Below are 25,755 nucleotides of genomic sequence, written 5' to 3' on the forward strand. Positions count from 1 at the left end.
TGGGGTATGAAATACTTTCGCGATGTCTATCGCAATACTGTTAATTCAAAGAACTATATTTATATTGAAGCAGGGGCACCAGCAGCCCTGCTGTTTTTGGTGAAAACTGCACGTTTTAGTCAACTACGCTATTTCAATACTCTATCTATACTTCATCTATAGGGTATCTATACCTCATCTATACTCTACCCAGCCTTCATCTTTGCCTGATCTGGTTGCCCAATCACTCGTTCTGTCACTTCTGCTGTCCAATTGTCATTTATAACGTAGTCAAACAAATGTAGTGCTAAAAGTAATGGGCTCAAATGTGTGGTGATGTGTTCCGATCTATGTGGAGACAGATTGTGATAATTGGTCACTTTCGATACTTTCCGCACTCAATTGGTCTAAGGCCCGACCAAGGGGGGGGGGAGTTTTACCCCCGTACAAGGGGTGCTCGGATTTCACTGTTTAAAGGAAAATAACCCGACTATTAATGCCTTAAAAAATACCCGATATTTGCTGGCTTATGGAGCAGCACGCCGGCATGGAAACACACTCTTCCGGGGGAACACATTTTAAAAGATTTCCGATTGGAGAGCTTACTGAAACGCTCATAGCGCAACACAGTGCCGGCTATGTGGAAGCGCGGGAATATCAGCATATTATTCCTCATAGTCTTGAAGTTGGTCACGGTATTTTTATCAGCCGGTATGATAATCCTCCTTTTCCACCAGTAACGGTTTTGTTGCAAGAGCAGCAACTGCTGGTTTCCTGTACCTGTGACCATAAATCGCAGCAGCTGTGTCAACATGAAGCGCAGGTATTGACGGCTATTGTTCGTAAGGAAGAGTTTGGTGTATTTTTCTTTACGAAACAGCGGCATGAAAAGCTGAAGAAGTTTGCCGTTGACTATGGACTATCTGCCTCCACGGACCTGGACCAATTCTTTACGCTGCAATTTGAAAATGGCAGGTTATCTATTGCTCCGCGACAGTCAGCATTGCTGGCGGTGAACCCCGATACCCTTAAAGCTATGCAGCAGGTATTGTATCCTGCACCGGATACTCTTCCTAAAGAAGATCCCGAAGCCACTGGCAAAACCGTATGCGTGGTATTCAAGCAACACAAGTATCATAAGCACCTGCTCATAGAGTTGTATAGTGCTGCAGTATCGAAAGAAGGCAAGATCAAAAATCCCATGACGCCGGTGCCGCCGCTGGAGCTTGCGTGGAGCTCGGATGATCCGGAATGTTTGAAATTTTATACTGCTGTTCATAAATTCCAAACTCATCCTGCCGCCAAACGGTCTCAATCGGACCTCATTGCATTGAAAGCTATTACCAGGAATCCATTGCATTATCGCTTTTATTGTCATGTTCCCGAAGTGTCTGATAATATAACTGCTACTTCTGTGGTTCCTGTGCAAGCTTCTCCCCTTCCAGGCCGAATCATATTGTCGGTGGCACAGGAAGGTGATTTTTATTCTATAGGCGGCCGCCTGATCCTCGATGATAAGGAATATGCATTGGGTGATCTAAACCTGCGGTTCACGTATTTCGTGCAGGTTGATGATAACCTGTACCTCGTGGATCAGCTGCAAGCATTGGGCATCATCGAACTGCTGAAGAAAAAGAGTCATTTCCTGATCCATAGCAGCAAGTATGCGGAATTCAAATCGCAATTGCTGGACAAGCTGGAAGAAAAGATCAATATAGGGTATGAGTATATCAAGCCTGGCACGCGTGCTCAACTGGAGCAGCAGGGCTTTGATCATGCTCCGCAGCGCATCATTTATTTATCTGACCTGAAGAATTATGTGATGATCATCCCCGTGATGCGGTACGGAGATGTTGAGATCCCTATCCGCACCAAGAAGCCGGTGCATGGCGTAGACAAGCATGGTAAGGAGTTCCTGGTAAAACGGGATGATACAGCTGAAGCAGCTTTTACGTCGCTGATCCTGAACCAGCACCCGCACTTTGACGAGCAACTGGAAAATGATCTTCACTACTGGTACCTGCATCGTGATCGTTTTTTATCGGAAGATTGGTTCCTGCATGTGTTTGAGGAATGGCGTAAGGAAGGTATTACTGTTTTAGGCTTCAATGAACTGGAGGGTAATAAGCTGAACCCGCACAAAGCAAAGATTGATATCAAGGTGCTAACTGGCATCAATTGGTTCAATGCTAAGGTGGAAGTAAAATTTGGTAAACAGAAGGCTACGCTGCAACAGATATATAAATCGCTTCGTAATCATAATAAGTACATTCAACTGGATGATGGCACCAAGGGTATCCTTCCGGCTGAATGGCTGGAGAAGTTTACGCATTTCTTCAACAATGCAGAGATCATCGATGAAGCTACTATCCGCATCGACAAGATCAATTTTTCGACTGTTGAGCAGTTGTATGAGGATGCCATGGTGGATGCAGCTGTTGTAGAAGAAGTACAATTGTACCGTAACAAACTGCAGGACCTGCATGCCGTGCAGGAAGTGGCCGTACCTGCTGCATTGCAGGGCACACTACGCCCTTATCAGCAGGCGGGATTGAACTGGCTCAACTTTTTGGATGAGCTCAACTTTGGTGGCTGTCTGGCTGATGATATGGGTCTTGGTAAATCCATACAGATCATTGCTTTTATACTTTCGCAAAGGGGCAAAGTGAAAGTGAATACCAATCTGCTTGTGGTTCCTTCCACACTTATCTTCAACTGGCAGGAGGAAGTGGCTCGCTTTGCTCCTTCTATCAAGATATATACTGTACACGGTGCCGGCAGGATAAAAAGTACAGCCGCATTTGACGGGTATGAGATCATATTGACATCTTACGGAACGCTATTATCGGATATACAGTTCCTAAAGGATTATGTGTTCAATTATGTGTTCCTCGATGAATCGCAGAACATCAAGAATCCTGAAACGCAACGGTATAAAGCTGTGCGGTTACTGCAATCACGTAATAAAATTGCTATCACCGGTACACCCATAGAGAACAATACATTTGATCTATTCAGCCAGTTATCGTTTGCCTGTCCGGGCCTGCTGGGCAACAAGCAATACTTCAGGGATGTTTATTCTGTCCCTATCGATACTTTCAAGAGTATCAAACGGGCGGAGGAACTGCATCAGAAGGTAAAGCCTTTTATACTACGAAGAACGAAACAGGAAGTGGCGCCTGAATTGCCGGAGAAAACGGAAATGGTATTGCTCTGTGAAATGGATGAAGAGCAGCGCAAGCTGTATGATGTATATGAAAAAGAGTTCAGGGAGTATATTTCTGCCGCTACGAATGAAGAACTGAAGAAAAGCCCTATGAACGTATTGAAGGGGCTTACCAAGTTGCGGCAGATTTGCGATTCTCCTGCACTACTGGCCGAGGATGATCTTACTGGTCACTCTTCTGCCAAGATCAATACGTTGATAGAACAGATCGAAACGAAATCTCCTCATCATAAGATACTTGTGTTCTCTCAGTTTGTATCGATGCTGGAACTGATCGAAAAAGAATTGGTGAGCCGTGATATAGGTTTTGAGAAACTTACAGGCAGCACACGCAACCGGGGCGCTGCTGTCAACTCTTTTCAAAGCAATCCTGAGAAGCGGGTATTCCTAATCAGTTTGAAAGCTGGTGGTACTGGTCTCAACCTTACGGAAGCGGATTATGTATACCTTGTTGATCCCTGGTGGAACCCTGCTGTGGAAAATCAGGCTATCGACCGTGCACATCGTATCGGGCAGGATAAAAAGGTGATTGCCATCAGGCTTATCTGTCCGGGTACTGTAGAAGAAAAAATACAAAAGATGCAGGTCACCAAAAAGTCGCTGGCTGATGACCTTGTTAAGGGCGGCAGCTCGTTGTTGAATACGCTGTCGAAAGATGAGCTACTTGAACTATTGATGTAAATGTTTACTACATGGAAACTATTATAGGTATTGCGGGGATCGCTATTATGGGAGTGTTGCTGTCGCTTGCTTTCAGGAGGAAGAAGGCATTTCCAACGCTGTCATCTGAGACGATACAGCCCTTATTGCAGGAGCATGTGGCTTTCTACCAGGCATTGAATGTGGAACAAAAAGCACAATTTGAGAAACGGGTAATTGGGTTTCTGGAAAAGGTACACATCACAGGCGTGAACACCACTGTAGAAGATATTGACCGCGCGTTAGTAGCTGCCGGCGCCATTATCCCCATCTTTTCATTCCCGGACTGGGAATACAGGAACATTCATGAAGTGCTGTTGTATCCCGGTTCTTTCGATGATGAGTTTAAGCAGGATACGAAGGACCGCAATATCCTGGGCATGGTAGGTACCGGCCCCATGCAAAATGTAATGATCCTTTCCCAACAAAATGTGCGGGATGGTTTCCGGAATACACCGGATAAACACAATACTGCTATCCATGAATTTGTGCACCTCGTAGATAAATCTGATGGCTCTACCGATGGCCTACCCGAAGCGCTTATCCCTCATCAATATGCCAAGCCCTGGCTTAAGCGTATTCACGAAGAAATGCAGCTGATACGTGAAGGGCGTTCTGATATTAATTATTATGGCACTACAAATGAAGCGGAGTTTCTGGCTGTTGTGTCTGAATACTTCTTTGAAAAGCCGGCCGAGATGGAAAAGAAGCATCCTGAACTGTATGACTTATTAAAGCGCATTTTCTTACCACCTGCTTTAAAATAGAAACCCCATCTTACATTGTCAAAGGGTGAGCCGCCCTTCGAGGGCGACCCACCCTTTGACAGTAAAGCGAGCCACTTTAGCGCTACAAAATCTATTTAGGCTATCTGTAATGATCCTTTCGTCAGGGCTGTTTTTATTATCTGCCATCTGCTTTCGGGTAGCTCTTCCTGGGCGAGCTTCATATATAATGAATACACCTCCTGTGGCGCATTGTGCTTAATGCCTTTGAGCCATGCAATTGCTTCCTGGCTGTTGATGGAAGCCATCATCCAGCGGCTTGTTTCGAATAGTATGGTAGGCTCGATAGAACTTACCAGCGTATGTGATATGTGCATTATTTCAGGATCGCTGTAATATTGCCAGAGTACTGCATTCAATTCTACTTCTTCTTTGTTCATGTGACTGAGGTTGAACGCGATAAACTCGTTGAAATCGTACAATATCTTCAGTCCCATCTCTACCATAAGTGTTTCTTCTTGTGTTGTTTTCCACTGGCTGATGGCATCACGCAGGCTGTGGGTGAGCTCATGATCTACCACATGCTGGCTTTCCAATTCATCAACGAGTGGTTTAGCATATCGCTCTACGGCTGGCATAATGTACTTGTCTTCGTGGTCTGCATGGTCATCGAATGCATCCAATACTTTTTCAAGTCGTTGTATGGTAACGATGGCCTCGTCGCGGTTGGTGAAATCTGTTTGCTGAATTGCTGTAGCCGCTTCGAACATCATGGAGCGGAGGGCTTTGTGAATGAGATTGAAGATGTTATACCTTTTTGTTTCCATTTGCTACTTTTTAAATGTTCATTTGACAATACAAATTTCCTGTTATTAGCTCGGGGGGACAATGAAGGGCTGCGTTAATTGTGGTATAGGCGTCATGAATTGCCACAAAAAGTGGTTTGAATCTAAATTGCTATCTGTTATATGCTGGTTAATGGGTCAGGATCTCCTCAACCTATCGGGCATAGTTTTCGTATATGTATAGGTACTCTACAGAAAACTCAACCTCCCACATATGACGACGAAAATCCACTACCTGCTGGCTACCTGGTTAAGCCTGTCCTTACTTGTAGTATCCTGTAATAAGGATGATGGTAATGATGCCGACGATCTTCCCACCAATGTTGAAACTCAACCTGCTGTTCTAACGCCTGTTACGCAAAACATCAGCAGCACTATTGGCGGTTATTATGAAGCGCTTCCGGCATCATATAATGAAAATCAAAACAAATATCCCGTACTGATCTTTCTTCCCGGAGCGGGACAATTTGGTAATGGCAGCAAAGATGAGCTGCCGAGAGTATTAAATGAAGGCATCGGACTTTTACTAAAGCAACAAAAGCTTCCACCCGACTTTACGGTAAACGGCCAGCACTTTTCTTTCGTTGTGCTGATCCCTCAGTTTAAAAGTGGCCCCGTTCTTAGCGACTTGCGGGCTTTTGTAGATTATGCCTATTCCAAGTATCGTGTCAACAGATCTTACTTTTATCTAACAGGTTTTAGTCTCGGTGGACGTCAGGCTGCGGAATTCGCGGCTAATTATCCCACAGAACCGGCTGCTATTGTAACTATGGCAGGGGCTTTTAATTACAACCTGCCTGCAGCAGTAAAAGGTATTGCCGATAAAAACCTGCCTGTATGGAGCTTTCACAACGAGCAAGACCAGATGATCTTATCACAGGAGACCAAGGCATTTATAGCTGCTATCAATGGTTATAAACCGGCCATACCTGCCAAGCAAACTATTTTCCCTACCTCTGATGCAGTAATGCAACATGATTGCTGGACCAAAGTATCGGACCCAGCCTATAAGGAAGGCGGCGTGAACATCTATGAATGGATGCTCAGCCACAAACGGTAACTCGGCACAAAAGGGGCGCCTGATCGCGAATCAAGCGCCCTTTTTGATTATATTTGCCCCGGTGAAAAAAGGGTGCCTGTACATATTGTTTTTCGTTTTGTTATTGAATGACACTTCCCTGAACCAGTTTTTAAAGGTTCCGGTACTGGTGGCCCACTTCATGGAGCATCACCGACTCGATGAACGTGTGGGATTTGTTCAGTTCCTCGCCATGCACTATGGAGGCAACGATATGAATGATAATGATGACGACCGGGACATGCAGTTGCCTTACAAAAGGGTCAACCTCCAGTCTATCGATCATCCACTTATTCCTGCTATTAAACCGGCCATTGCTCAACACCCGGAATTTACTAATGTAGTTGTGCAGCCGGTCTTCGATAATGACGTTCTCCCTCAGCCTGCTCTGGGCTCATTGTTCCGTCCTCCCCGCATGTAGTCTGCACTTAAAATTTATTGGATTTGAAGGTTTGTTAGGCATGTATTGTTGTGCAATGCTTAGCTACCTGTATTCATTTATTTAATCAGACTCATCTATTATGCTGAATAAGATTATCAGCTTTTCTGTAAAGAATAAGCTGGTTATTGGATTATTTATTATAGCGCTCACCGCCTGGGGCAGCTATGAAGTGACCAGGCTGCCCATCGATGCCGTACCCGATATTACCGATAACCAGGTGCAGGTTCTTACTGTATCTCCCTCATTAGGCGCGCCGGATATTGAACGGCTCATTACTTTTCCCATCGAGCAGGCTTGCAGTAATATTCCCGGCTTGAAGCAGGTACGCAGTTTTTCGCGTTTTGGCCTTTCGCTGGTGACCATTGTTTTTGACGATGCTACGGATGTATACTGGGCAAGGCAACAGATCAGTGAGCGATTGCAACAGGTGCAACAGGAAATACCCGCAGGCATCGGCTCGCCCGTGATGGCGCCTGTATCTACCGGCCTCGGCGAGATCTATCAATATGTTGTGAGACCCAAAAGCGGTTACGAAGGGAAGTATAGTGCGATGCAGCTGCGTACCATCCAGGATTGGATCGTGCGGCGGCAACTGATGGGCACGCCGGGCGTAGCTGAAGTATCCAGCTTTGGCGGCCAGCTAAAGCAATATGAGATCGCTGTTCGACAGGAACAATTGAAGGCTTACGGCCTCACCATTGCCGATGTTTTTGATGCGCTGGAGAAGAACAACGAGAATACCGGCGGCGCCTATATAGAAAAAGGGCCTACCGTATTGTATATCCGGAGTGAAGGGCTTACGGCTGCCATCGAGGATATTCAACGGATCGTAGTGAAGACGCTGAATAATGGTACGCCACTGCTGATGCGCGATGTGGCCACTGTGCAATATGGCGCCGCCATCCGTTACGGTGCAATGACCTATAATGACAGAGGCGAAGTGGCCGGTGCAGTACTGATGATGTTGAAAGGAGAAAACTCTTCAGCCGTGATCAAAAGGGTCAAGCAGCGGGTGGAGGAAATCCAGCAGATGTTGCCGGAGGGCGTGGTGATCGAGCCATTTCTTGACAGAACCAAAATGGTGAACAATGCTATCGAGACCGTGGAGACTAACTTGTTGGAAGGCGCTTTGATCGTGATCCTTGTATTGGTGTTCTTCCTCGGTAATCTTCGCGCGGGACTGATCGTATCTTCTGTTATTCCGCTGTCGATGTTGTTTGCCATTATCCTGATGAATAAGTTTGGCGTGGGTGGCAACCTTATGTCTTTAGGGGCTATCGATTTCGGATTGATCGTAGATGGATCGGTGATCGTGGTGGAAGCTATTTTACACCGTTTCTCTCACTCCAAACATTTCAGGCATCTTTCGCGCATCAGCCAGGAGCAAATGGATGTGGAGGTTACGAAATCGACCGGCGCCATGATCAAGTCGGCCGTGTTTAGCCAGATTATTATCCTGATTGTTTACCTGCCTATTCTTTCACTGCAAGGTATTGAAGGTAAGATGTTCAAGCCGATGGCTATTACTATTGCTTTTGCCATCCTTGGAGCATTTCTGCTGTCTGTAACGTATGTGCCCATGATGGCCGCCTTGTGCCTGAGTAAAAAACTCAATCATAAGCGTACCATGACCGACCGGTTGATGGGCTGGCTGGAGCGCCGGTATCAACCCATGCTGAGCCGGTTACTACGTTATCCCAAATCTATCATTGCTGTTACACTGACGCTGTTCATTGGTGCAGTTATGATCCTCAGCCGTATGGGTGGCGAATTCATTCCTCAATTGGAAGAGGGTGATTTTGCCGTGGAAACAAGGTTGCTGACCGGTAGTAACCTGAACAATACCATCCACTCCACTCAACAGGCTTCGAAAATATTGCTGAAGGAGTTTCCTGAAGTAGAGAAGGTGGTTACCAAGATCGGCAGTTCTGAAATCCCCACTGACCCGATGCCTTTTGAAGCTGGTGATATGATCGTAGTGCTGAAACCCAAGAAAGCATGGACTTCCGCAAAAACATTTCCTGAGTTAAGCGCCAAGATGACCACAGCACTGGAAGCAGTGCCTGGAATCACAGTTAGTTTTCAATTCCCGGTACAGATGCGCTTCAATGAACTGATGACGGGCGCCCGGCAGGATATCGTGTGCAAGATATTCGGGGAGAACCTGGATACTTTGGCTGCTTATGCGCACCGGCTGAATGGGATCATTCAAAGTGTGCAAGGGGCTATCAATATTTATGAAGAGACGGTGACGGGTATGCCCCAGGTGGTGATCAAATACAACCGTGACGGCATGGCTAAATATGGGCTGAATGTAAGTGATATCAACCGCGTGGTAAATACTGCTTTTGCAGGGCAAACAGCCGGGCAGGTGTATGAGGGTGAAAAACGGTTTGATATGGTGGTGCGCCTTGCCGGTGATGCACGTAAGAACATGACTGATATTCAAAACCTGTTGGTGCCCACTAAACAGGGTACTCAAATTCCATTGTCTATGGTAGCTACTATTGAAGAAACTGAGGGAGTAAACCAGGTACAGCGCGAGAACACGCGTCGCCGCATCATTGTAGGGTTCAACGTAAACGGGCGTGATGTGCAATCCATTGTGCAGGAGCTTCAGCAAAAAGTGCAAGTGCAGCTTAACCTGCCTAAAGAATATACTATTTCTTATGGTGGTTCTTTTGAGAATATGAATGCCGCCAAAGAAAGGCTGAGTATTGTGGTGCCGGTGGCGTTGTTACTTATTTTCCTGCTGCTGTATTTTGCATTCAGCTCTATCAAGCAAGGTTTGCTGATCTATACCGCTATTCCTCTTTCTGCGATAGGTGGTATAGTGGCTTTGTGGATGCGCGATATGCCTTTCAGCATTTCTGCCGGAGTGGGCTTTATTGCGCTATTTGGTGTAGCTGTGCTAAATGGTATTTTGCTGGTGAGTGAGTTTAACCGGTTGAAGCAAGAGGGCTGGCATGATGTACGGCGTATCGTGATCCATGCTACCAAATCGAAACTGCGGGCTGTATTGATGACGGCACTTGTGCCTTCTCTTGGATTTATTCCTATGGCCATTAGTACCGGCGCCGGAGGTGAAGTGCAAAAGCCTTTGGCTACAGTAGTGATCGGCGGGTTGATCATCTCTACGCTGCTTACACTTTTCCTGCTGCCCGTGTTGTATATCGTTTTTGAAAAGGGCTTCCGGTATTTTAAAGCACGCCGACCACGTGCCGTTACTCTGACACTGTTGTTGGGTACTGCTGCCGCACAAGCTCAACAACCTATTACATTGTCTGCAGCTATCGATAGTGCTTTAAAGAATAATCAGCGCCTGCAGGTAGCTGGCACAGAGATCGCTTATTACAAGGCTTTGCAGAAAAGCAGCTTCGACCTGGAGAAAACTGCTCTGGACGTAGAATATGGCCGATTCAATAGTCTCGCTAATGATAACCGGTTTTCCATTTCGCAGAGTATACAATTTCCCAGTGTGTATAAACATCAGCGGAGTATTAACAAGACGCATGTGCTGATCAGTGAAACCAATCGTCAACAGCAAGTGGTAGTACTGAAAGCAACTGTAAAGCAAGTGTTTTATGAAATGCTGGTGTTGCAGGAAAAGCGCCGGTTGTTGCAAGAAGCTGATAGTATGTATAGCAGCCTGCTGCAAAAATCGCAACAACGTTTTCAGGCCGGGGATATCGATGTATTGGAGAAGACCACCATCGAGAACCAGCGCAAGCAGATCGGCAGTCAATTGCGCCTGTTGGCCACCGACCACCAGGTGTTGCAAACGCAGCTCAGGTTATTAATCAACAGCACTTATAAACCCGAGCCAATAGCAGATACTGCTTTATATGCCCTGGCTACCATTCCCGACACCAGCCTGGTATCTTCCTCCCCTATTGTGCAATTGCAAGAACAGCAAGCTGCACTTGCTGCAGAACAGCATAAACTGGAGAAAAGCAAGTTGCTACCCAGTTTCAGTGCAGGGTACAATAATTCTTCAATCATTGGCTGGCAGACCAGCAAACAGGGGGATGAAATGTACTTCGGTGGCAGCAAACGTTTCTCATCTGTAAATGTGGGTGTAGGCATTACGCTTTTTTCCGGGGCTCAACGTTCCCGGATCAAAGCTGCCGGCATTCAGGTAAGTCAACGAATGCAGGAAACGGCGGCCACGCGACAACAGCTCAACGCCAGCCTGGAAGCAGCTACGCAGGTATACCTGCAAAGTAGCCAACTCGTGGTGGATTACCAGCAAACGCTGTTGCCTAATGCCAACACCATTATTCATACTGCCACGCAACGGCTGCAGGCCGGAGAAACCGGTTATCTCGACTGGGTGATCCTGGTAAATCAGGCTTTGCAAATACGCAGCGAATATTATAACGCCGTGCAGCAACGGAATGATGCTGCTTTTGAAATTGAAAAATTAACTGCTTCCAATTAAGTTTAAAAAGAATGATCATGAAACAACGAATAATATCAGCGCTTGTTTTTATCACCCTATTCTCTCAATGCAAGGATCAACCTGCTCCCACAGCGGCTGCTCCATCAAACGACTCGCTGAAGGTGCAGGAGAACGTGGTAAAGCTCACGGCTGTACAAGCCAGCAATGCCGGTATCGTAACCGGTAAAGTGGAAGCAAGGCCCATGCATACGACCTTACAGGTAAGCGGTGTGGTAGATGTACCGCCGCAAAATATAGTGTCCATCAGCGTGCCGCTGGGTGGCTATGTGAAGAAGGCTACGCTGCTGCCTGGCGCTAAAATAAGCAAGGGGGCTATTCTGGCTACACTGGAGGACCAACAATATATTCAGCTTCAGCAGGACTATCTTACTGCCAAAAGCCGGCTGGCTTTTGCACAAGCTGACTTTACTCGGCAAGAAGGGTTGAATGCCACCAAAGCTGTGAGTGATAAAGTGTACCAGCAATCTCGTAGTGAGTTTGAAAGTCAGAAGATCTTGTTGCGCTCTCTGGCTGAGAAACTCCGCCTGATCGGCATCAATCCTGAAGGGCTGAACGAAAACAATATTTCCCGGAGCATTCATCTTTATGCACCGATCAGCGGGTTTGTTAGTAAGGTGAATGTGAATACCGGCAAGTATGTAAGTCCTACTGATGTGCTTTTTGAATTGATCAGTCCGGATGACTTGCATCTAAGCCTTACTGTGTTTGAGAACAATGCTGCCAACCTTGTTATTGGGCAAAAGCTCACTTGTTATACCAACAGTAACCCGGATAATAAATATGCTGCCACCGTGAGCCTCATTACGCCTTCTATCGATGAAGAGCGCGCTGCAGAAGTGCATTGTCACCTGGAACATGGCACCAAGGGGCTAATGCCTGGCATGTTCATGAATGCAGCTATCGAGCTGAACAATGCCAAAGTAACAGCCGTACCTGAAGAGGCAATCGTGAAATGGAATAACCGGTATTATGTATTCAGTGAACAGGGTAATAATCAATATAAACTGCTGCCGGTTGAAACAGGCGTAGCTACCGACGGGTTTACGGAGATCAAGAGTGCGTTACCGGATGGGAATGTTGTGATCAAGAATGCTTATACGCTGTTGATGAAGATGAAGAATAGCGGGGAGGAGTAAGATAAATCAACCAAGTGATAATACTCATCCAGGTCATGACGAGCAGGAAGGTGACCTTTTGTAAGACAGGTAAGGTATAAAGCCAATAGCCAGTGTAATAAACATAGTTGTTGAGACCTATCAGCATTAAAGAAAATATTCCAAATGCAAACAGCTTGTACCACCTGTTCTTATAAAGGGCGACGAATGTTGTGATCATGGCTGTTATACCTGGTATGCTGGCAAGGTTGATGACCAGGTCATGGTATTTTGTAGAAAGGAATGGCGTGATGAGCATGGCCAATATACCTGCATACCCAATGCAGATGGTATACCAACGGTTGGGATTGAAAAGTCTTGGAGTTATCCACCAGAAAACGGCCAATGCTATGCAAAGTATGCCCATTGCCCATATAGCTACCCGCCCGCCTGGATTGTATTTGCCATTGGCAGCCCGATCGCTTAATAGTTCGCACCAATAATTGTGCAGTATGCTGAATCCTTTGGCATTTTTATCTTCATCGGAACCGCCGGGGTACAATGCAGCAGCTACTACATACATGATGATAAAAATACAGAACCCAATAAAGGGCGTGAGTAGCCAGACTTTATGAAGAGGGGCTTTTTTCAATCGCAAGGGTTATTAACTGATGACGAGGGGTTCCGGCTTCAGCTAATTTAGGGTTAATTTCCTGATCTCCTGACTTCCCTATCCCGTAACTATAAACTTTTTTGTGGCTAACTCCTGTCCGTTGATCACAATGGACAGGGCATGCTGGCCAGCATAGTGTTTTCGGGTAGTGAGGTTGCGAAATGACTGGTTGCGTTTAAAAGTATAGGCCTGACCTGGCTGGTAAGTATTTTCGGTGATCTTGAACAGTTTCCTGTTGGCCTTGCCATTGGATTTCATATAATCGATGCCATATTCCACCCGGAGCTTAATGGGTTTTGCGCCGGTATTGGTGAGGGTGAAGGAGAAGCTCATGGCTTCGCCAATACTGATGCTTTTGGTTTCCAGCTTCAGCTTATCTACCACGATCTTATCGGCCACGGCCAATCCAAATATCTTCATGGCCTGCGGATTGGCTTTGCGCAGCAGGGTACGGCTGCCGTGTTTGATGATCCAATCTGTTCGTGGTGAGTGTCCCTGCCATCTTTTTACGATGCCTAATACCACCTCTGGATTGTCTTTGACGATGTCATTGAGGTTGTTGGCTACGCTCTTGCGGACGAACTCTGATGGATCATCTTTCAGGTTCTCCAGTATTGGCAATATGGGTGAAGGATCTTTTTTGAGGAAGGGCAATGCCATCGACCAGGGCAAACGTGGCCTGCAGCCTTCACTGGCAAAACGGCGTACGTGCAGGCTCTCATGTTTTGACCATACCAGCATTTGTTTCATTGCCTTTTCGGGATAGCGAAGGATAAATGGACGTATGGCAAATTCGCAACTGATGAATTGTGTAATGAATTCAAATGCTTCCATAGAGGTATCGTAATGATCGATACCGAAGTTGTCGACATACTCCGTAAAGATCATGTATTCCAATCCGCCGTTGATACCATTTTTTCGTAGTGTGGTGATGATATCCTTGATCTTTCCTGTTGCCTGTTCGTATTTTGCGGGCATAAACTCATGCATCACCAGTGCAATGTGTTTCATGCGCTGCTTCAGTTCTCTGCTTTCCCAGGCATCATCATAGACTTTTTTAAGGAAGCGTTTCTTGTCGAATCCTGTAAGGGTCTTATTCAGTACTGCTGTAAATCCGTTGAAGAAGGTATCGTTGTAAATATTCTTGAAAGGCTCCACCGTATTTTATTTGGGGTGCAATATAGGGATTAGGGGAAAAAGTTAGAGGAGACATCTCTCAAAAAGATGTCTCCTCTGTGCATTAGTCTGGCCGCCTGGAGCGGTCTGACTATTTAATGTGCGTCGTCACCGGCGCAGTCGTACGTGTAATATCCTGATCCTTTGGTCTCGTTGGTTTGGCCAGTATTGGGATCATGTGTAAGGAAGCGTGTTGTACGTTTTACCGGATATGCGTCATCATAGGTGTAGGTATAGAATGTTTCGCGGAATTTAAATGGTGCTCCGTCTGGCAGTTTTCCAGTAACTCCCTGATAGGTAACGTTATTGTCGGGTATGGGTTCAAAGACCTGGAAGATATCATCATTGGGTATAAAGAAAGGGTTCAGGATGGAATTGGGCCAGGTTGTAAAAGGATTCACTTTGTTGTCGTATACGTAGTCATAGATTATTCCCGGGAATGAGGAGTTATTGGGATCGAAAACTATTCGGCGCTTAAAGTTGTTGGTATTACCAATATATTCCCAACGCAAAGCTTCCTGCCCACCGGTACGTTCGATAATCCTGCCGCGCGAATCATATACAAAGTTCATCCAGGGATGGTATTGATTGTCTGGCCCCAATTCATCAATACGTATAATACGGCCTTGCTGGTATATATATTTATAGTGGTTCACGTTATTGATGCTCACTGTTACCGGGCGGTGCTGGTTATTATACCCAATACCTAATCTCAAGGAAACTACAGGAGTAAAGGTGGCCCCAATAGTAAATGAATCCATGAGCCGTTTTTCATTGTACATATAATGGTATACACGGCCAAAAGTCTGTGAAGAGTCGATAAAAGTGCTGATCTGGCATTTTTTGTGGGGCCATTCTCCTGGTTTGTGGCAAGAGAGCGTAAGAACAATGAAGCTGGCAAATACAAGTAATCCTAAGCTGATTTTTTTCATACAGAAAGATTGATGGTTAAATGAATAGAGTTTGTTAGTGTATATCGTCTTTACAATCGTAGTAATAATGGCTTACGCCGGGTGTTTCCTGGCTACCCCCAGCCACAAAGTAGCTAAGGTAACGGGCTGTTCGTTTTACCGGGTATATGTCATCATACTGATAAGCGAAAATGGATTCCCGGAACATGAAATAAGTGCCATCTCCGACATTGCCTTTCACGGTTTCGCGCACAACGTTATTCTGTGTTATAGGCTCATACTGTACTGTATTGATCTCAAGAAGCGGAAAGTAAAAGGGAAAAAGTGTGGTATTGGGCCAGGTATTCCAGGGATTTAGCTTGTTATCATAGGTGTACTCATAGATCAACGTTGGAGTTGTAAGGTCAGATGGCGGGAATGACAGACGCCTTTTGAAATTATTGGAAGGACCATCATATTCCCAGCGCAGCACTTCGGAACCAGATATCCGGCTAACCACTCTGCCACGATTGTCGTACGTATATGTATATAAGGTATGGTATTGGTTATCGGTGCCCAGTCCATCCACACGTATAATACGTCCCGCCTGGTAAACGTACTTATGCATGTTGTTATAATTATCCCGGAAAGTAAGGGGTCGTTTCTGGTTATCGTATCCCATTTTCAATGTTACCGCAGGAATAGGATTAAAGGTGGCCCGGGCAACAAGGGAATCGAGCAACCGGTGCTGGTTGTACAGGTAGCGGTATTCTCTTCCGTAAATATTTGTGGAATCGATCAACATGGTAAGCTGGCAAAGCTTGTTGTGTGGGAAATCGGGCTTGTGGCAGGAAATGGTCATACTTACCCAGCCTGCCAGTAACAGCAGCAAAAGGTTCATCCTTTTCATAAATAAAGGTTGTGGAGGTTAAGAAAGTTTATGTATTAAAAATTGGCTCCGCTGCCCTGACAATCGTACATAAATCGGGTGGTGCCTCTGGTGGTATCAACTATTGAAATAAAGGGATTGCGGGTCAGGAGCAGCAGATCATATTTTATGGGATAAACATCGTCATATTGGTAGGTGTACAGGTATTCCCGGAATGGCAACTGTGCTCCACGGAAATTGGCTGTTACATTCTGGCGTACCCAATTGTTTTCGGGGATGGGCTCAAACTGGCGACCGGCTCCTGCTACAATGTCAAAGTAAAAGGGTAACAGTGTCGTGTTGGGCCAGGTTTGCATGGGGTTTACTTTATCATCATAGGTATACTCATAGGCCATAAATATTTCCAGCGGCTCACCCGGGCGAATGTGTTGCATATCCAACCTGCGCTTGAAGTTTTTGGATGTGCCTTCGTATTCAAAGCGCAAGGCACTGGATGCATCCTGGCGCTCTATGATGCGGCCTTGTGTATCATACACGAAAGTATATAGTGACTGATACTGACCATTCGTGCCCAGTTGGTCTACTCTTGTTACGCGTCCACTTTGGTAGATAAGTTTATAGGTAACGTTTGGGCCTACTAACCCTACCGGTTTGCCCTGGCTGTTGTAGCTTATCCTAACATTGAGGGGCGGTTGTGTGCCAGTGATTGGCCGTACAGTGAGTGAATCAAGTAGCCGTTGTCTGTTGTAAGCATACCGAGTAACACGATCCGTAGTAGTGAAAGGGTTGGGTTGGTAGATGTCTTCAATGCTTTTGATCTGGCAATACTTTTTGCAGGGGTAATCTGGTTTGTGGCAAGATGAAATAACACAGCTGGCAATAGCCAACAGGCATACGATCGTAATTTTTTTCATACAGAAGGTTAATAGGTGAAGAAAGTAAATGTCCTGACGGGTACAGAGAAGGTCATAAGAAGATTGGTTGGCTATGGGATAGCCAAAATGAAATGTTCCGGATTATTGAGGACATAGATTATTAGGAGGGAACGGCTGGGTGCAAACGGCAGGTTGAATTATAACAGTTATTTAAAGATAAGTAATATTCTAATCAATACTTGATGATTTAATCATTACTGTTTTATTATTAAACTGACCTTACTCCTGTTGTGAAGGCTATCTCAGGATTTATTACCAATAGCTGTTTAGTGTCTGCTGCTGTAAATCCTTTTTGTTCCAATAGGGGTAGCAGTTTTGTAAAGATTGCTGTGAACCCGGTAAACTGGCCACCATCGGGCTCTCCGGGCCTGTACCAGCCTGCATCATGCGAGATCAATACGCGGTGTAATAATTGTTGTTGCTTTAATCGGATAATGGAATCAGCATAATTTTCATGATCGCCCCAGGCTATGCCATCGAGACTAACCCAGGCACCCATTTGCGCTGCTTTTATATGCAGGCTCTTGTCTGATTCTGCCTGCGCATGGACCCAAACGAACGCATCTGGCTTTACTCCGTTGTTCTTTAATATATCTATCTGTTCAAAAGCCGCTGGTGCTTTACCGGTATGGGAGCAAATGGTGAGCCCCGTTTGGAGGTGTGTGAGAGCTGCTGCCTTCACTAATTTCTGGTGCAACTCGGAGAGTTTTCCTTCGTTGACGCTGATCTTAATAAAGCCGGGTCGTACTCCTGTGTTTTCTATACCTTCTTTGTGTTCTTTGATCCAGCGTTGGGCCAACGATTCTGCCGTCTCTTCTTTTACCCAGGCGGGCAGGTATTTGTTGTTTACTGCTCCATAGTATCCTGTATTGGTAATAATGTGTAGTCCGCTTTTTTCTGACAATGTTTTCAGCAGAAGCGGGTCACGGCCCAGGAAGGCGGGCGTGCAATCGAAGAAGGTTTTGACGCCTGCTTTTTTTGCTTCTTCGAGGTAGGGCAATACGCGCTTGATCACATCTTCTTTGTTCCAGCGGTCGTAGCCGATCTTATCGGCTCCGATGAAGTCGACGAGGAGGTGTTCGTGGATTAAGGTAGTGCCCATTGAATGTGAAGGCCGCGAACCAAGTACGGTCATTAGGTTATTGTCAGCATTGTGGTACAAGCACCCTTCGCCTCTGGCCTGGCGACATACTTGCGCCAGGAACAGACCAGCAGTGGATAACAGGAATTGTCTGCGGGATAGCATATTGCAGGTATTGCCTGTAAGATACTACTTAATATGTTTAATGCTGGACTGGCGGCAGATGATCTCGGGTTCGAGGATGAATTTGCGGGGTGGTGCTTTAAGTGCTATTTTCTTATTGAAGATATCGAAGAAAAGGCTGGCAGCTTCTTCGCCCATGCGTACGGTATGCTGGTTGACGGTAGACAAGGAAGGGGTCAGGTATTCGCTGAACATTTCGTTGGCGAAACCAATAATGGCAATCTCGTCGGGGATGCTGACGCCTGCTTCTTTGATGGCTTGCATGGCACCCAGTGCAGTGAAATCTTCTACTGCGAATACTGCATCGGGCTTATGGCGCAGGAGCTGTTTCATGCATTCCCTACCCGATTCTATGCTCACTTTTCCATATACAATGAGGTCGTCATTGACTGCAATGTTGTGCACGTTCAGGGCATCTATATAGCCTCGCAGCCGCTGGTTGAAATTGGTGACGTGTTGCTGTCCTCCAATATGAGCAATGCGGCGACAGCCCTGCTCGATGAGGTGCCTGGTGGCATTGAAGGCTCCCAGGTAATCATTAACCACCACGGCCGGAACCTGTAAGGAATCGTGTGCCCGGTCGAATAATACCAGCGGTACGCCTTTGGTCTTCAGATCGGCATAATGTCCCAGGTTGATGGTCTCTTTGGAAATGGAGGCCAGCACCCCATCTACTCTTGACCGGAGGAATGTTTGCACTGCTTTTTTCTCCAGTTCATATAATTCGTTGGATTGATAGATGAGTACATTGTAATCGTTCCTGCTGGCTACATTTTCTATACCATGGATAACAGAACCAAAGAAGTTGATCTCTGCACTGGGAATGATGACACCAATGATCTTGGATTTTCCTGAGCGGAGTGAGGAGGCGATCTTATTTGGCTGGTAATTCATCTGCTTGGCCGCCCGCTTCACTGCTTCGCGGGTAGCATCGCTAATGGCCGGATGATCGTTCAGCGCCCGTGATACAGTGGCCGCAGCAACATTCAATGCTCGTGCTATATCCAATATGGTGGTTCTGACAACGGGTTCGCTCATAGCTATTGAAGCTGGTTTACTAATGCAATGAGGTCTGCGGGCTTGTTAAAGTTGGTATTATTGTTTTTTACCCAATCGTTGATGCGTTGTTTTTTATCGGGCAATATGTATGTGAGCTGCCGGGCGTTGGCAAACTTCTCGTATGCTTTTCCTTTGATCAGGTAGTAATTGATCTTTGTGCTTACCTTATAATCATCCGGCAATTTAAGGCCATAGACAAGTCCTGAGCCTACCAATGTTTTTACTGTGTGGGCTGAAGCCGTCTGAGAATTACCATAGCCGGTAGGCACTCCTTCTTCAACAATGGTAGATTGATAGTCTACATATAGCTTGTTAGTGGTTCCCGCAATCCATTCGTAGAATTTTTTATCGACATAGATGAAGGTACGGCCAGCCACTACGACTGAGTCTACCTTTTCGGGATTGGCAATGGCCAGGTATTTTCCTCCTTCTTCAAAGATCATTTCTTTGGTGAGTGTATTGTAATTGAGCATGCGGCTGATTACTTCACCTGACTGCATGTAGACTTTTCCGGGATAGAAATTATCTAAGACGTAGTGGATAATTGTAGTGCCCCCGATCTTGTTGTCTGATTGGGCATATGTCTGTATCACGATGAGCAGCGATAAGAGGGCAATGTACTTTTTCATAGACAAGCATTGGGGGGTTTTGGCAATCGTTATAAATGGTGAATGGTGAGTCGCCTGTTCTGCTATTGTGCTATGCTGCAGGGCAACCCACCATTCACTGCAGTTATTTATCTAACAATTTAATGAAATATCCTCCTACTACGCTGCGGGCCTGGAAACCTACCTGCTTACCGTCGGTAGTTTCATGCCAGTCGCACAACGGCACACGGGTACTGGTCTCTGCCGCATATTTGTACAATGGTTGTACAAATGCATTCCAATCCTGCTGATTGTCAGTCAGTGCTGCCGTCCACATGATCCAATCGGATTTGGTGTATGTGCGGCGGCTGTCGAGCGGCAGGCCGAATGACTGTTGTTTAGTAAGGTAATACTTTATTTCTTTCTCGTATACTTCTTTCGGGAAGACGTTCAGGTGCAGCAACTTATCCCAAACCAGGTTGTACTTCTGGCTCCAGGTGCCTTTCTTTTCGAAGGCGAGTGTGTAATGATCGCCATCTGCCGCCAGTTGCATCCACCTCTTAGCCATGGCCACTGCTGTATCGTGGTATTTCTTCTCTGTAGCCTGATCGCCCAACTGGCCGGCCATCATGGCATATCCTGCAATACCCATGATCGCTTTTATGGAGAGGTTGGCGTTACGGGCCATATGGCCGGCAAAGTCATCCGTACACAACTGGTTGGCAGGATCAAATCCATCTCTTACAAGGTAACCCACCCAGGTAGTAAGGGTGTTCCAATGTTTCTTTGCGTAGTTGGCATTGCCTTCTGCTTTGGCAATAGCTGCAGTGAGGATGATCATGTTGCCTGCTTCTTCCACCGGCATGTCTTCACCATACAGCTGGCCATTGGCCATGGGATAAGTACCGAGGTCATGCGCCGGGAAAGGCTTTGTCCATTTTCCGCTTTCGCTATAGTAGAAGATGCCATTGAGCATGCCTTTCAGCAGATCAGGATTGTATGCCAGGTATAAAGGCGCTGAAGGATAAGTAACATCGACTGTATTGATACAACCGTTGCTGTAGTTCTCCTTTGAGAGGAAGAGAATCTCGCCTTGTGGGTCTTTCAATACTTTGTGTGCCGATACGCTTTGGCGGTAAGCCAATTCGCACAGTTGGGCATATTGTTCTCCACCCGCTTTCAAGGTTTCGTTGTACAGTTTTTTATCGAACGCTTCGCACTTTTCCATGATGGACTTATAATCAGTAGCCGCATGCGACAGTTCCTGGTCGATGGTTGAGCCTTTTTGCGCCCACCAGGCCTTGAGATTCTGGCCAAAGTACTGTATGGCATACAGGTCATCGTATCCTATCAGTAATACGTTTGAAAAGTCGGAACCAGTGTTTACCGATCCTTTGAAAACTGTGCTCAGCATAAGTTGTTTGCCTTCCAGTTTGGTAGCTCTTTTGTATTTAGCGGGACCAAAAGCATTCACTGCTTCTGCAGCTGTAGCAATGTATTGGAGTGGTGTAGTGTTTTCGCCAGCGGCTACATACAGATAGCCCCAATCGATACGCAGATCATCGCCTTTTTTCTTCAACACAGGTTGTTCAATGGTACCAGCCTTGAGGATCGACAGGTTATTGGCATTGTATTGCTCAGCTTTTACTTCCTGTTGGGGTGTATTGACTGCCAGCGAAGAAGACACGCCAAAATACACTTGTACGTCATGCTTTGCGCCGTCAACAGAACTCACTTTTGCTGTAACGTATGTTACAGGTCTTGACAGCAGATCGAGGTTGTCAGGCAATAAGGGAGAAGTAAAAGTGAGTGAAAGGGATGCTTTACCTGCCGTGAAGTTGTACTTTGTTTGTGTGGCAGTTACTGTTACGTTATCCTGGGTAGCCAATTTTATGTTGCCACCTGGTTGCTGTTTGGGTTCATCCATTATACCAGCATCCATCCAGGCACCGCCCCGGGTATTCACTATATGGAGGGCCAGTACGTTCTTCCCTTTTACCAGTTTGCGTTTAGCAGACTCCGGTATTGCAAAGTGTTGGAATTTATTCAACCAGCCAACATAGCTGTATATCTTTTCGCCGTTGAGGTATACGTCTGCATTGTCGTCGTGGTTGATCTTCAGGAACAGTTTGTTGAAGTCTGTTTTATCCAGCGTGAACTCACGACGTACCCACAGGTCGTGGCTTCTCCATACTGTTTTGGCAGTGGAGCTGTTATCTGTGAAAGGCGCTCCGCCACGTTTCCAGCTTTTGTCGTTGAAGGAAAGGTTCATCCAGCCAGTTGCGGGTTCACTTTCTGTATATGCTACGTCATATGCTTTCTCGTCGGAAGCAGGGATCACCGTATTGTAAACTTTCTCTACATCGCCCATGAAGCGATACACTGTTCCATCTACATTGATCAATCCCAGCAAGGACTGATCGGCGCCTGTCCAGTGTTTGGTGGTGGACTCATTCAATTTGTTTGAAGTGGACCATACACTGAAATAGGGATCGTGTGTGATCAAAGGGTACGCAGGAGCACGCATTTCCTGTGCTAATGCATTGCTTAACTGAAGGGTGGCCAAACCAATTGCCAGCGCTTTTTTCATTATTTATTCCTGTTTTAGATTGTTAGGTGTTAAAAGGACGGTACCGGGAGCGGTATGCCCACTTTTATAGGCTCTCCAAATTGGGGCATACCTTCTTTGCTCCAGGTAAATTGTTGTGCACGTGGCGAACGTTGTTTGCCGCATCCCTGCCCTGGTGCATCGTTGGCATGGTACAGTATCCAATCCTGTTTGCCATCCGGTGATTTAAAGAATGAGTTATGTCCCGGTGCATAAACACCGCTTTCTTTCGATTGTTTGAAGAATGGCTCCGGATGTTTTTTCCAGCTGCCTGCATCCAGCAAATCCTGTTTGCCGGTGAAGCTCAACACGCCTAATGCATAAAAATCCGTCCAGCAGCCACTGGCTGAAAAGATGATGAACAGCTTATCGCCGTTCATGAGTGCCTGGGGGCCTTCATTCACATTTACGTGGGGCGGATCGCCTTTGAGATCGCCGTGCTTTTCCCAATCGAACTGTGGGGCCGCGATCTTGACGCGATTGCCTTCAATGGTCCAGGGGTTCTTCATTTTGGCAATGTAGATGTCCTGCTCACCATTGGTGTCTCCCTCCCATCCCGACCAGATCATGTATAGCTGTCCTTTCCAGGTAAACACATCGCCATCAATGGCCCATTTATCGGAAGGATCGGCCACTTTGCCTTTGAATGTCCAGTTGCCTTCCAGTGGATCGGCGGCCGTATTTTCCAGTACATACATGCGGTGGTTCTCATTGCGGCCATCGTCGGCTGCAAAGTATACGTACCACTTGCCCTGTATGTAATGAATTTCCGGAGCCCACAGGTTCCTGGAATGGGCTGTGTTGGGTGGCGGTGTAAAGATCGTTTTGCGTTGGGCAGTTTTCAGATCGGCCAGGTTCTTTGTCTTCCAGATATCGATACGGTTGCCTGTGGTATGGGTGTAATAGTAATAGCCGTCCTTATAAAAAGAAAAAGGATCGGCTCCTGCAGGCAGCAAGGGGTTGGAAAAAGTGGCGCCGGTTGTCTGCCCCGGCGCACTTTTAACTGCGACTAAAACTAACAATAAACCGAAAATGCTTAACCTGCTCATATGCTTTGCTTATTGTACTACGGGGAAGGCTGCTATCCGCAAGCGGGCTGCTCCCATTGGTACAAGTGTTAATTCTTTAACTGGTTCGCCTGTTGCTACCGGGCTTTGTGGCAACAATCCGCACAATCCATACTGATCGATGGTCCAGGCAGGTATCTGTTTTCCTTTCGCCTTCAATGTAATGGGCGCACCTGCAAGGGTAAATGGATTGTTGTCTTTTGGCCAAGCTTTGCGCACTACCGTGAATGTTTTATCCAAGGGTTGTGTATTCAGCAGCAGACCATAGTTCCATTGGGTAGCGGGATAGATCTCAAATGAAGGCCATTTGGTTGGGTCAGCATTTTCCTGCCACCTGGAATCGCCGATGGCGGTAGCCTTGCTGTCTTTTTGTTCATAGCGCTCTTGTATCTGCAGCGAATAGGTGAGCGGTCCACGATTGATGCTCACGCTGTTCTTGTTTTTATCCCAGGTACGCAACTCCAACTCCATAGGGAACTGTAAGGATATACGGTCATTGTCCTTCCATTGGTTGGTTAGTTTTACATAACCACCCGGCGTTGCCTCAAATGTCACGGCTTTACCGTTCACTTTTACCACCGGCTTTTTACACCATACCGGCAAGCGGAGGTATAAGGGGAAGTTGGTGGCGGTGGCAGTTTTAATAGTAAGCTCAACTGACTCTTCGAAAGGGTAACGTGTATTTTCCACAATCGTAACCGTGTTGCTGTTGCCTACGCGGGCTGTTACTTCTCCTTCTACATAGAGCTGTGCGGCCAATCCGTTGTCGGGCGTAGCCATCCAGCTATTTTCTGCATAATATACCCAGCCTGCCGCATGGTTGTGCTGGCAGCAGCGGCTGCTGAAAGGGTTCATCATGAGGAAGGGGCCATTGTTGTCGATGCCCGGCGCATGGTTCTTGCTATCGCTCACAACATGGTTGGGTGCTGTTAAATAGCGCAGGGCCTTATAGTCGGGCATAAACGCGGCTGGGAATGTATTGAAGGCTACATCTTCACAGTTCTCCGCCCATTTGGTGTCGCCTGTATACCAAAGTAACATCTGGTCGGAGGTCATTTGTTCTACCATGCCGCAAGTCTCTACCAACTGGCGTGGATCGTCGTAGCCTTTACGTGCATTCTCATCGGCGCCAAACATACCGCCCGGCACCTGTCCATAGATATCACGTATCAATTTAAAGTTATCGTAGGTGGCCTGCAGATCGCTTTCATTGCGGCTCAGGAGTGAATACTGTGCCGGCTCACGGAAGCACTGCGCCACATTCACATTGTGCCAGTTGGGCAGGTTGTTCTTTTGCGTCCAGTTGGCCGTATTCTGGTGGAGCTTTTTTGCCAGATCGAGTAACCAGGCTTCGCCGGTATGGTTGTACAGCCAGTAAACGCTGTATATGTTATCACCTCCGCGGCTGTTTTCCCAGTAGTCTTCCAGCAGCTGATCATCGGGTAATGACAGCTCCCACTTGAAATATTTAGTCATCAGGTCAAGTACGCGCTTATCCTGTGCATATTCATAGTATGATTGCAAACACCACAGCATCGGCATATTGGTCCAGAGGTCCCGCTTTCCATTCCGGTTAACGAGGGGGCCAAAGTCACCGTTTTCACGCTGGTTATCCATAGCTGCATCAAGCCAGAATTTGGCTTCTTTGATCATCTTTTGATCGCGCAGCATGTAGCCAATGTTTGCATATCCTTTGAGCCAGTAGGGTAATTCCTCCCAGCCATATTTTCCTTTACCGTCTTTGTGCAACCAGGCATTGTCGTGCTTCGACAGCCAAATGCTGATCTCTCCGAGGTTACCTGTGAGACCGTCCCGTTGCAACTCCAGCATTTTTTTGAGCCAGCCTCCGGGCTTTATCGCAGTGACCGGCAGCTTGACGAAATACTGTTGTTGTAATGGCGCTTTGTTGCTTATATAGTATTTGTTGAGAACTGTATTGTCGGGCTTGTTTACTACTTCTACTTTCAGGCTCGTCTGTGCCTGGGTGCCGGCATATACCGAACCCAGCAGAGCAATCGTCAGCAAAGCCTGTTTTTTATACTTGTTCATTGCGTGAC

General features: G+C 46.5%; 18 protein-coding genes. 6 read left to right on the plus strand and 12 right to left on the minus strand.

Annotation, left to right across the window (positions count from 1 at the left end):
• Positions 1 to 508: 508 nt before the first annotated feature.
• Both AC5JBY_RS23065 and AC5JBY_RS23070 read left to right on the plus strand, forming a co-directional pair.
• A complete protein-coding gene (locus AC5JBY_RS23065; protein WP_495907020.1) occupies positions 509 to 3,886 on the plus strand; it encodes a DEAD/DEAH box helicase in 3,378 nt (1,125 codons plus the stop codon).
• Positions 3,887 to 3,897: 11 nt separating this feature from the next.
• On the plus strand, positions 3,898 to 4,671 hold the full coding sequence (locus tag AC5JBY_RS23070; RefSeq protein WP_495907021.1) for a M90 family metallopeptidase: 774 nt from the start codon (positions 3,898 to 3,900) through the stop codon (positions 4,669 to 4,671).
• 95 nt (positions 4,672 to 4,766) lie between these two features.
• Here the strand turns inward: AC5JBY_RS23070 and AC5JBY_RS23075 are convergent, their stop codons facing one another.
• Entirely contained in the window at positions 4,767 to 5,456 is a 690-nt protein-coding gene (locus tag AC5JBY_RS23075; protein ID WP_495907022.1) for a hemerythrin domain-containing protein, read from the minus strand.
• 232 nt (positions 5,457 to 5,688) lie between these two features.
• Here AC5JBY_RS23075 and AC5JBY_RS23080 point away from each other — a divergent pair, with 232 nt between their 5' ends.
• The 4 genes from AC5JBY_RS23080 (at position 5,689) to AC5JBY_RS23095 (ending at position 12,592) form a co-directional block, all read left to right on the plus strand.
• Positions 5,689 to 6,534 (plus strand): carboxylesterase family protein, encoded by an 846-nt coding sequence (locus AC5JBY_RS23080; protein WP_495907023.1) that lies wholly within the window; start codon positions 5,689 to 5,691, stop codon positions 6,532 to 6,534.
• Between the two features lie 61 nt (positions 6,535 to 6,595).
• Entirely contained in the window at positions 6,596 to 6,973 is a 378-nt protein-coding gene (locus AC5JBY_RS23085; RefSeq protein WP_495907024.1) for a hypothetical protein, read from the plus strand.
• A gap of 100 nt (positions 6,974 to 7,073) precedes the next feature.
• Complete coding sequence (locus tag AC5JBY_RS23090) at positions 7,074 to 11,435, plus strand: CusA/CzcA family heavy metal efflux RND transporter (RefSeq protein ID WP_495907025.1); 4,362 nt, start codon at positions 7,074 to 7,076, stop codon at positions 11,433 to 11,435.
• A gap of 17 nt (positions 11,436 to 11,452) precedes the next feature.
• Positions 11,453 to 12,592, plus strand: a complete 1,140-nt coding sequence (locus tag AC5JBY_RS23095) for an efflux RND transporter periplasmic adaptor subunit (protein ID WP_495907026.1) — start codon at positions 11,453 to 11,455, stop codon at positions 12,590 to 12,592.
• Here the strand turns inward: AC5JBY_RS23095 and AC5JBY_RS23100 are convergent.
• The 11 genes from AC5JBY_RS23100 to AC5JBY_RS23150 all read right to left on the minus strand — a co-directional run bounded on the left by AC5JBY_RS23100 (position 12,540) and on the right by AC5JBY_RS23150 (position 25,747).
• A complete protein-coding gene (locus AC5JBY_RS23100; RefSeq protein ID WP_495907027.1) occupies positions 12,540 to 13,202 on the minus strand; it encodes a hypothetical protein in 663 nt (220 codons plus the stop codon). The two genes, AC5JBY_RS23095 and AC5JBY_RS23100, sit on opposite strands and share 53 nt — an antisense overlap.
• Positions 13,203 to 13,280: 78 nt before the next feature.
• A complete protein-coding gene (locus AC5JBY_RS23105; RefSeq protein ID WP_495907028.1) occupies positions 13,281 to 14,381 on the minus strand; it encodes a DNA alkylation repair protein in 1,101 nt (366 codons plus the stop codon).
• 113 nt (positions 14,382 to 14,494) lie between these two features.
• Positions 14,495 to 15,331 carry a hypothetical protein gene (locus AC5JBY_RS23110; RefSeq protein ID WP_495907029.1) on the minus strand — a complete coding sequence of 279 codons (837 nt, stop codon included), beginning with the start codon at positions 15,329 to 15,331 and terminating at the stop codon, positions 14,495 to 14,497.
• Positions 15,332 to 15,365: 34 nt separating this feature from the next.
• Positions 15,366 to 16,199 carry a hypothetical protein gene (locus AC5JBY_RS23115; protein WP_495907030.1) on the minus strand — a complete coding sequence of 278 codons (834 nt, stop codon included), beginning with the start codon at positions 16,197 to 16,199 and terminating at the stop codon, positions 15,366 to 15,368.
• Positions 16,200 to 16,234: 35 nt separating this feature from the next.
• Positions 16,235 to 17,092 carry a hypothetical protein gene (locus tag AC5JBY_RS23120; protein WP_495907031.1) on the minus strand — a complete coding sequence of 286 codons (858 nt, stop codon included), beginning with the start codon at positions 17,090 to 17,092 and terminating at the stop codon, positions 16,235 to 16,237.
• Between the two features lie 229 nt (positions 17,093 to 17,321).
• Positions 17,322 to 18,359, minus strand: a complete 1,038-nt coding sequence (locus AC5JBY_RS23125; RefSeq protein WP_495907032.1) for a phosphotriesterase family protein — start codon at positions 18,357 to 18,359, stop codon at positions 17,322 to 17,324.
• 24 nt (positions 18,360 to 18,383) lie between these two features.
• On the minus strand, positions 18,384 to 19,415 hold the full coding sequence (locus AC5JBY_RS23130) for a LacI family DNA-binding transcriptional regulator (protein WP_495907033.1): 1,032 nt from the start codon (positions 19,413 to 19,415) through the stop codon (positions 18,384 to 18,386).
• A gap of 2 nt (positions 19,416 to 19,417) precedes the next feature.
• Positions 19,418 to 20,065, minus strand: coding sequence for a hypothetical protein (locus tag AC5JBY_RS23135; RefSeq protein ID WP_495907034.1), 648 nt, complete (start codon positions 20,063 to 20,065; stop codon positions 19,418 to 19,420).
• Between the two features lie 103 nt (positions 20,066 to 20,168).
• Positions 20,169 to 22,613 (minus strand): glutaminase family protein, encoded by a 2,445-nt coding sequence (locus tag AC5JBY_RS23140; RefSeq protein WP_495907035.1) that lies wholly within the window; start codon positions 22,611 to 22,613, stop codon positions 20,169 to 20,171.
• Between the two features lie 29 nt (positions 22,614 to 22,642).
• On the minus strand, positions 22,643 to 23,680 hold the full coding sequence (locus tag AC5JBY_RS23145; protein WP_495907036.1) for a glycoside hydrolase family 43 protein: 1,038 nt from the start codon (positions 23,678 to 23,680) through the stop codon (positions 22,643 to 22,645).
• Positions 23,681 to 23,689: 9 nt separating this feature from the next.
• Positions 23,690 to 25,747 (minus strand): beta-L-arabinofuranosidase domain-containing protein, encoded by a 2,058-nt coding sequence (locus AC5JBY_RS23150; protein WP_495907037.1) that lies wholly within the window; start codon positions 25,745 to 25,747, stop codon positions 23,690 to 23,692.
• Between the last annotated feature and the right edge of the window lie 8 nt (positions 25,748 to 25,755).

This window comes from Paraflavitalea sp. (genome assembly GCF_059502485.1).

Coding starts and splice junctions, on each gene's coding strand:
- AC5JBY_RS23065 (WP_495907020.1), top strand. CDS start 509: ATGGAGCAGCACGCCGGCATGGAAACACACTCTTCCGGGGGAACACAT.
- AC5JBY_RS23070 (WP_495907021.1), top strand. CDS start 3,898: ATGGAAACTATTATAGGTATTGCGGGGATCGCTATTATGGGAGTGTTG.
- AC5JBY_RS23075 (WP_495907022.1), bottom strand. CDS start 5,456: ATGGAAACAAAAAGGTATAACATCTTCAATCTCATTCACAAAGCCCTC.
- AC5JBY_RS23080 (WP_495907023.1), top strand. CDS start 5,689: ATGACGACGAAAATCCACTACCTGCTGGCTACCTGGTTAAGCCTGTCC.
- AC5JBY_RS23090 (WP_495907025.1), top strand. CDS start 7,074: ATGCTGAATAAGATTATCAGCTTTTCTGTAAAGAATAAGCTGGTTATT.
- AC5JBY_RS23095 (WP_495907026.1), top strand. CDS start 11,453: ATGAAACAACGAATAATATCAGCGCTTGTTTTTATCACCCTATTCTCT.
- AC5JBY_RS23110 (WP_495907029.1), bottom strand. CDS start 15,331: ATGAAAAAAATCAGCTTAGGATTACTTGTATTTGCCAGCTTCATTGTT.
- AC5JBY_RS23115 (WP_495907030.1), bottom strand. CDS start 16,199: ATGAAAAGGATGAACCTTTTGCTGCTGTTACTGGCAGGCTGGGTAAGT.
- AC5JBY_RS23120 (WP_495907031.1), bottom strand. CDS start 17,092: ATGAAAAAAATTACGATCGTATGCCTGTTGGCTATTGCCAGCTGTGTT.
- AC5JBY_RS23125 (WP_495907032.1), bottom strand. CDS start 18,359: ATGCTATCCCGCAGACAATTCCTGTTATCCACTGCTGGTCTGTTCCTG.
- AC5JBY_RS23130 (WP_495907033.1), bottom strand. CDS start 19,415: ATGAGCGAACCCGTTGTCAGAACCACCATATTGGATATAGCACGAGCA.
- AC5JBY_RS23135 (WP_495907034.1), bottom strand. CDS start 20,065: ATGAAAAAGTACATTGCCCTCTTATCGCTGCTCATCGTGATACAGACA.
- AC5JBY_RS23140 (WP_495907035.1), bottom strand. CDS start 22,613: ATGAAAAAAGCGCTGGCAATTGGTTTGGCCACCCTTCAGTTAAGCAAT.
- AC5JBY_RS23145 (WP_495907036.1), bottom strand. CDS start 23,680: ATGAGCAGGTTAAGCATTTTCGGTTTATTGTTAGTTTTAGTCGCAGTT.
- AC5JBY_RS23150 (WP_495907037.1), bottom strand. CDS start 25,747: ATGAACAAGTATAAAAAACAGGCTTTGCTGACGATTGCTCTGCTGGGT.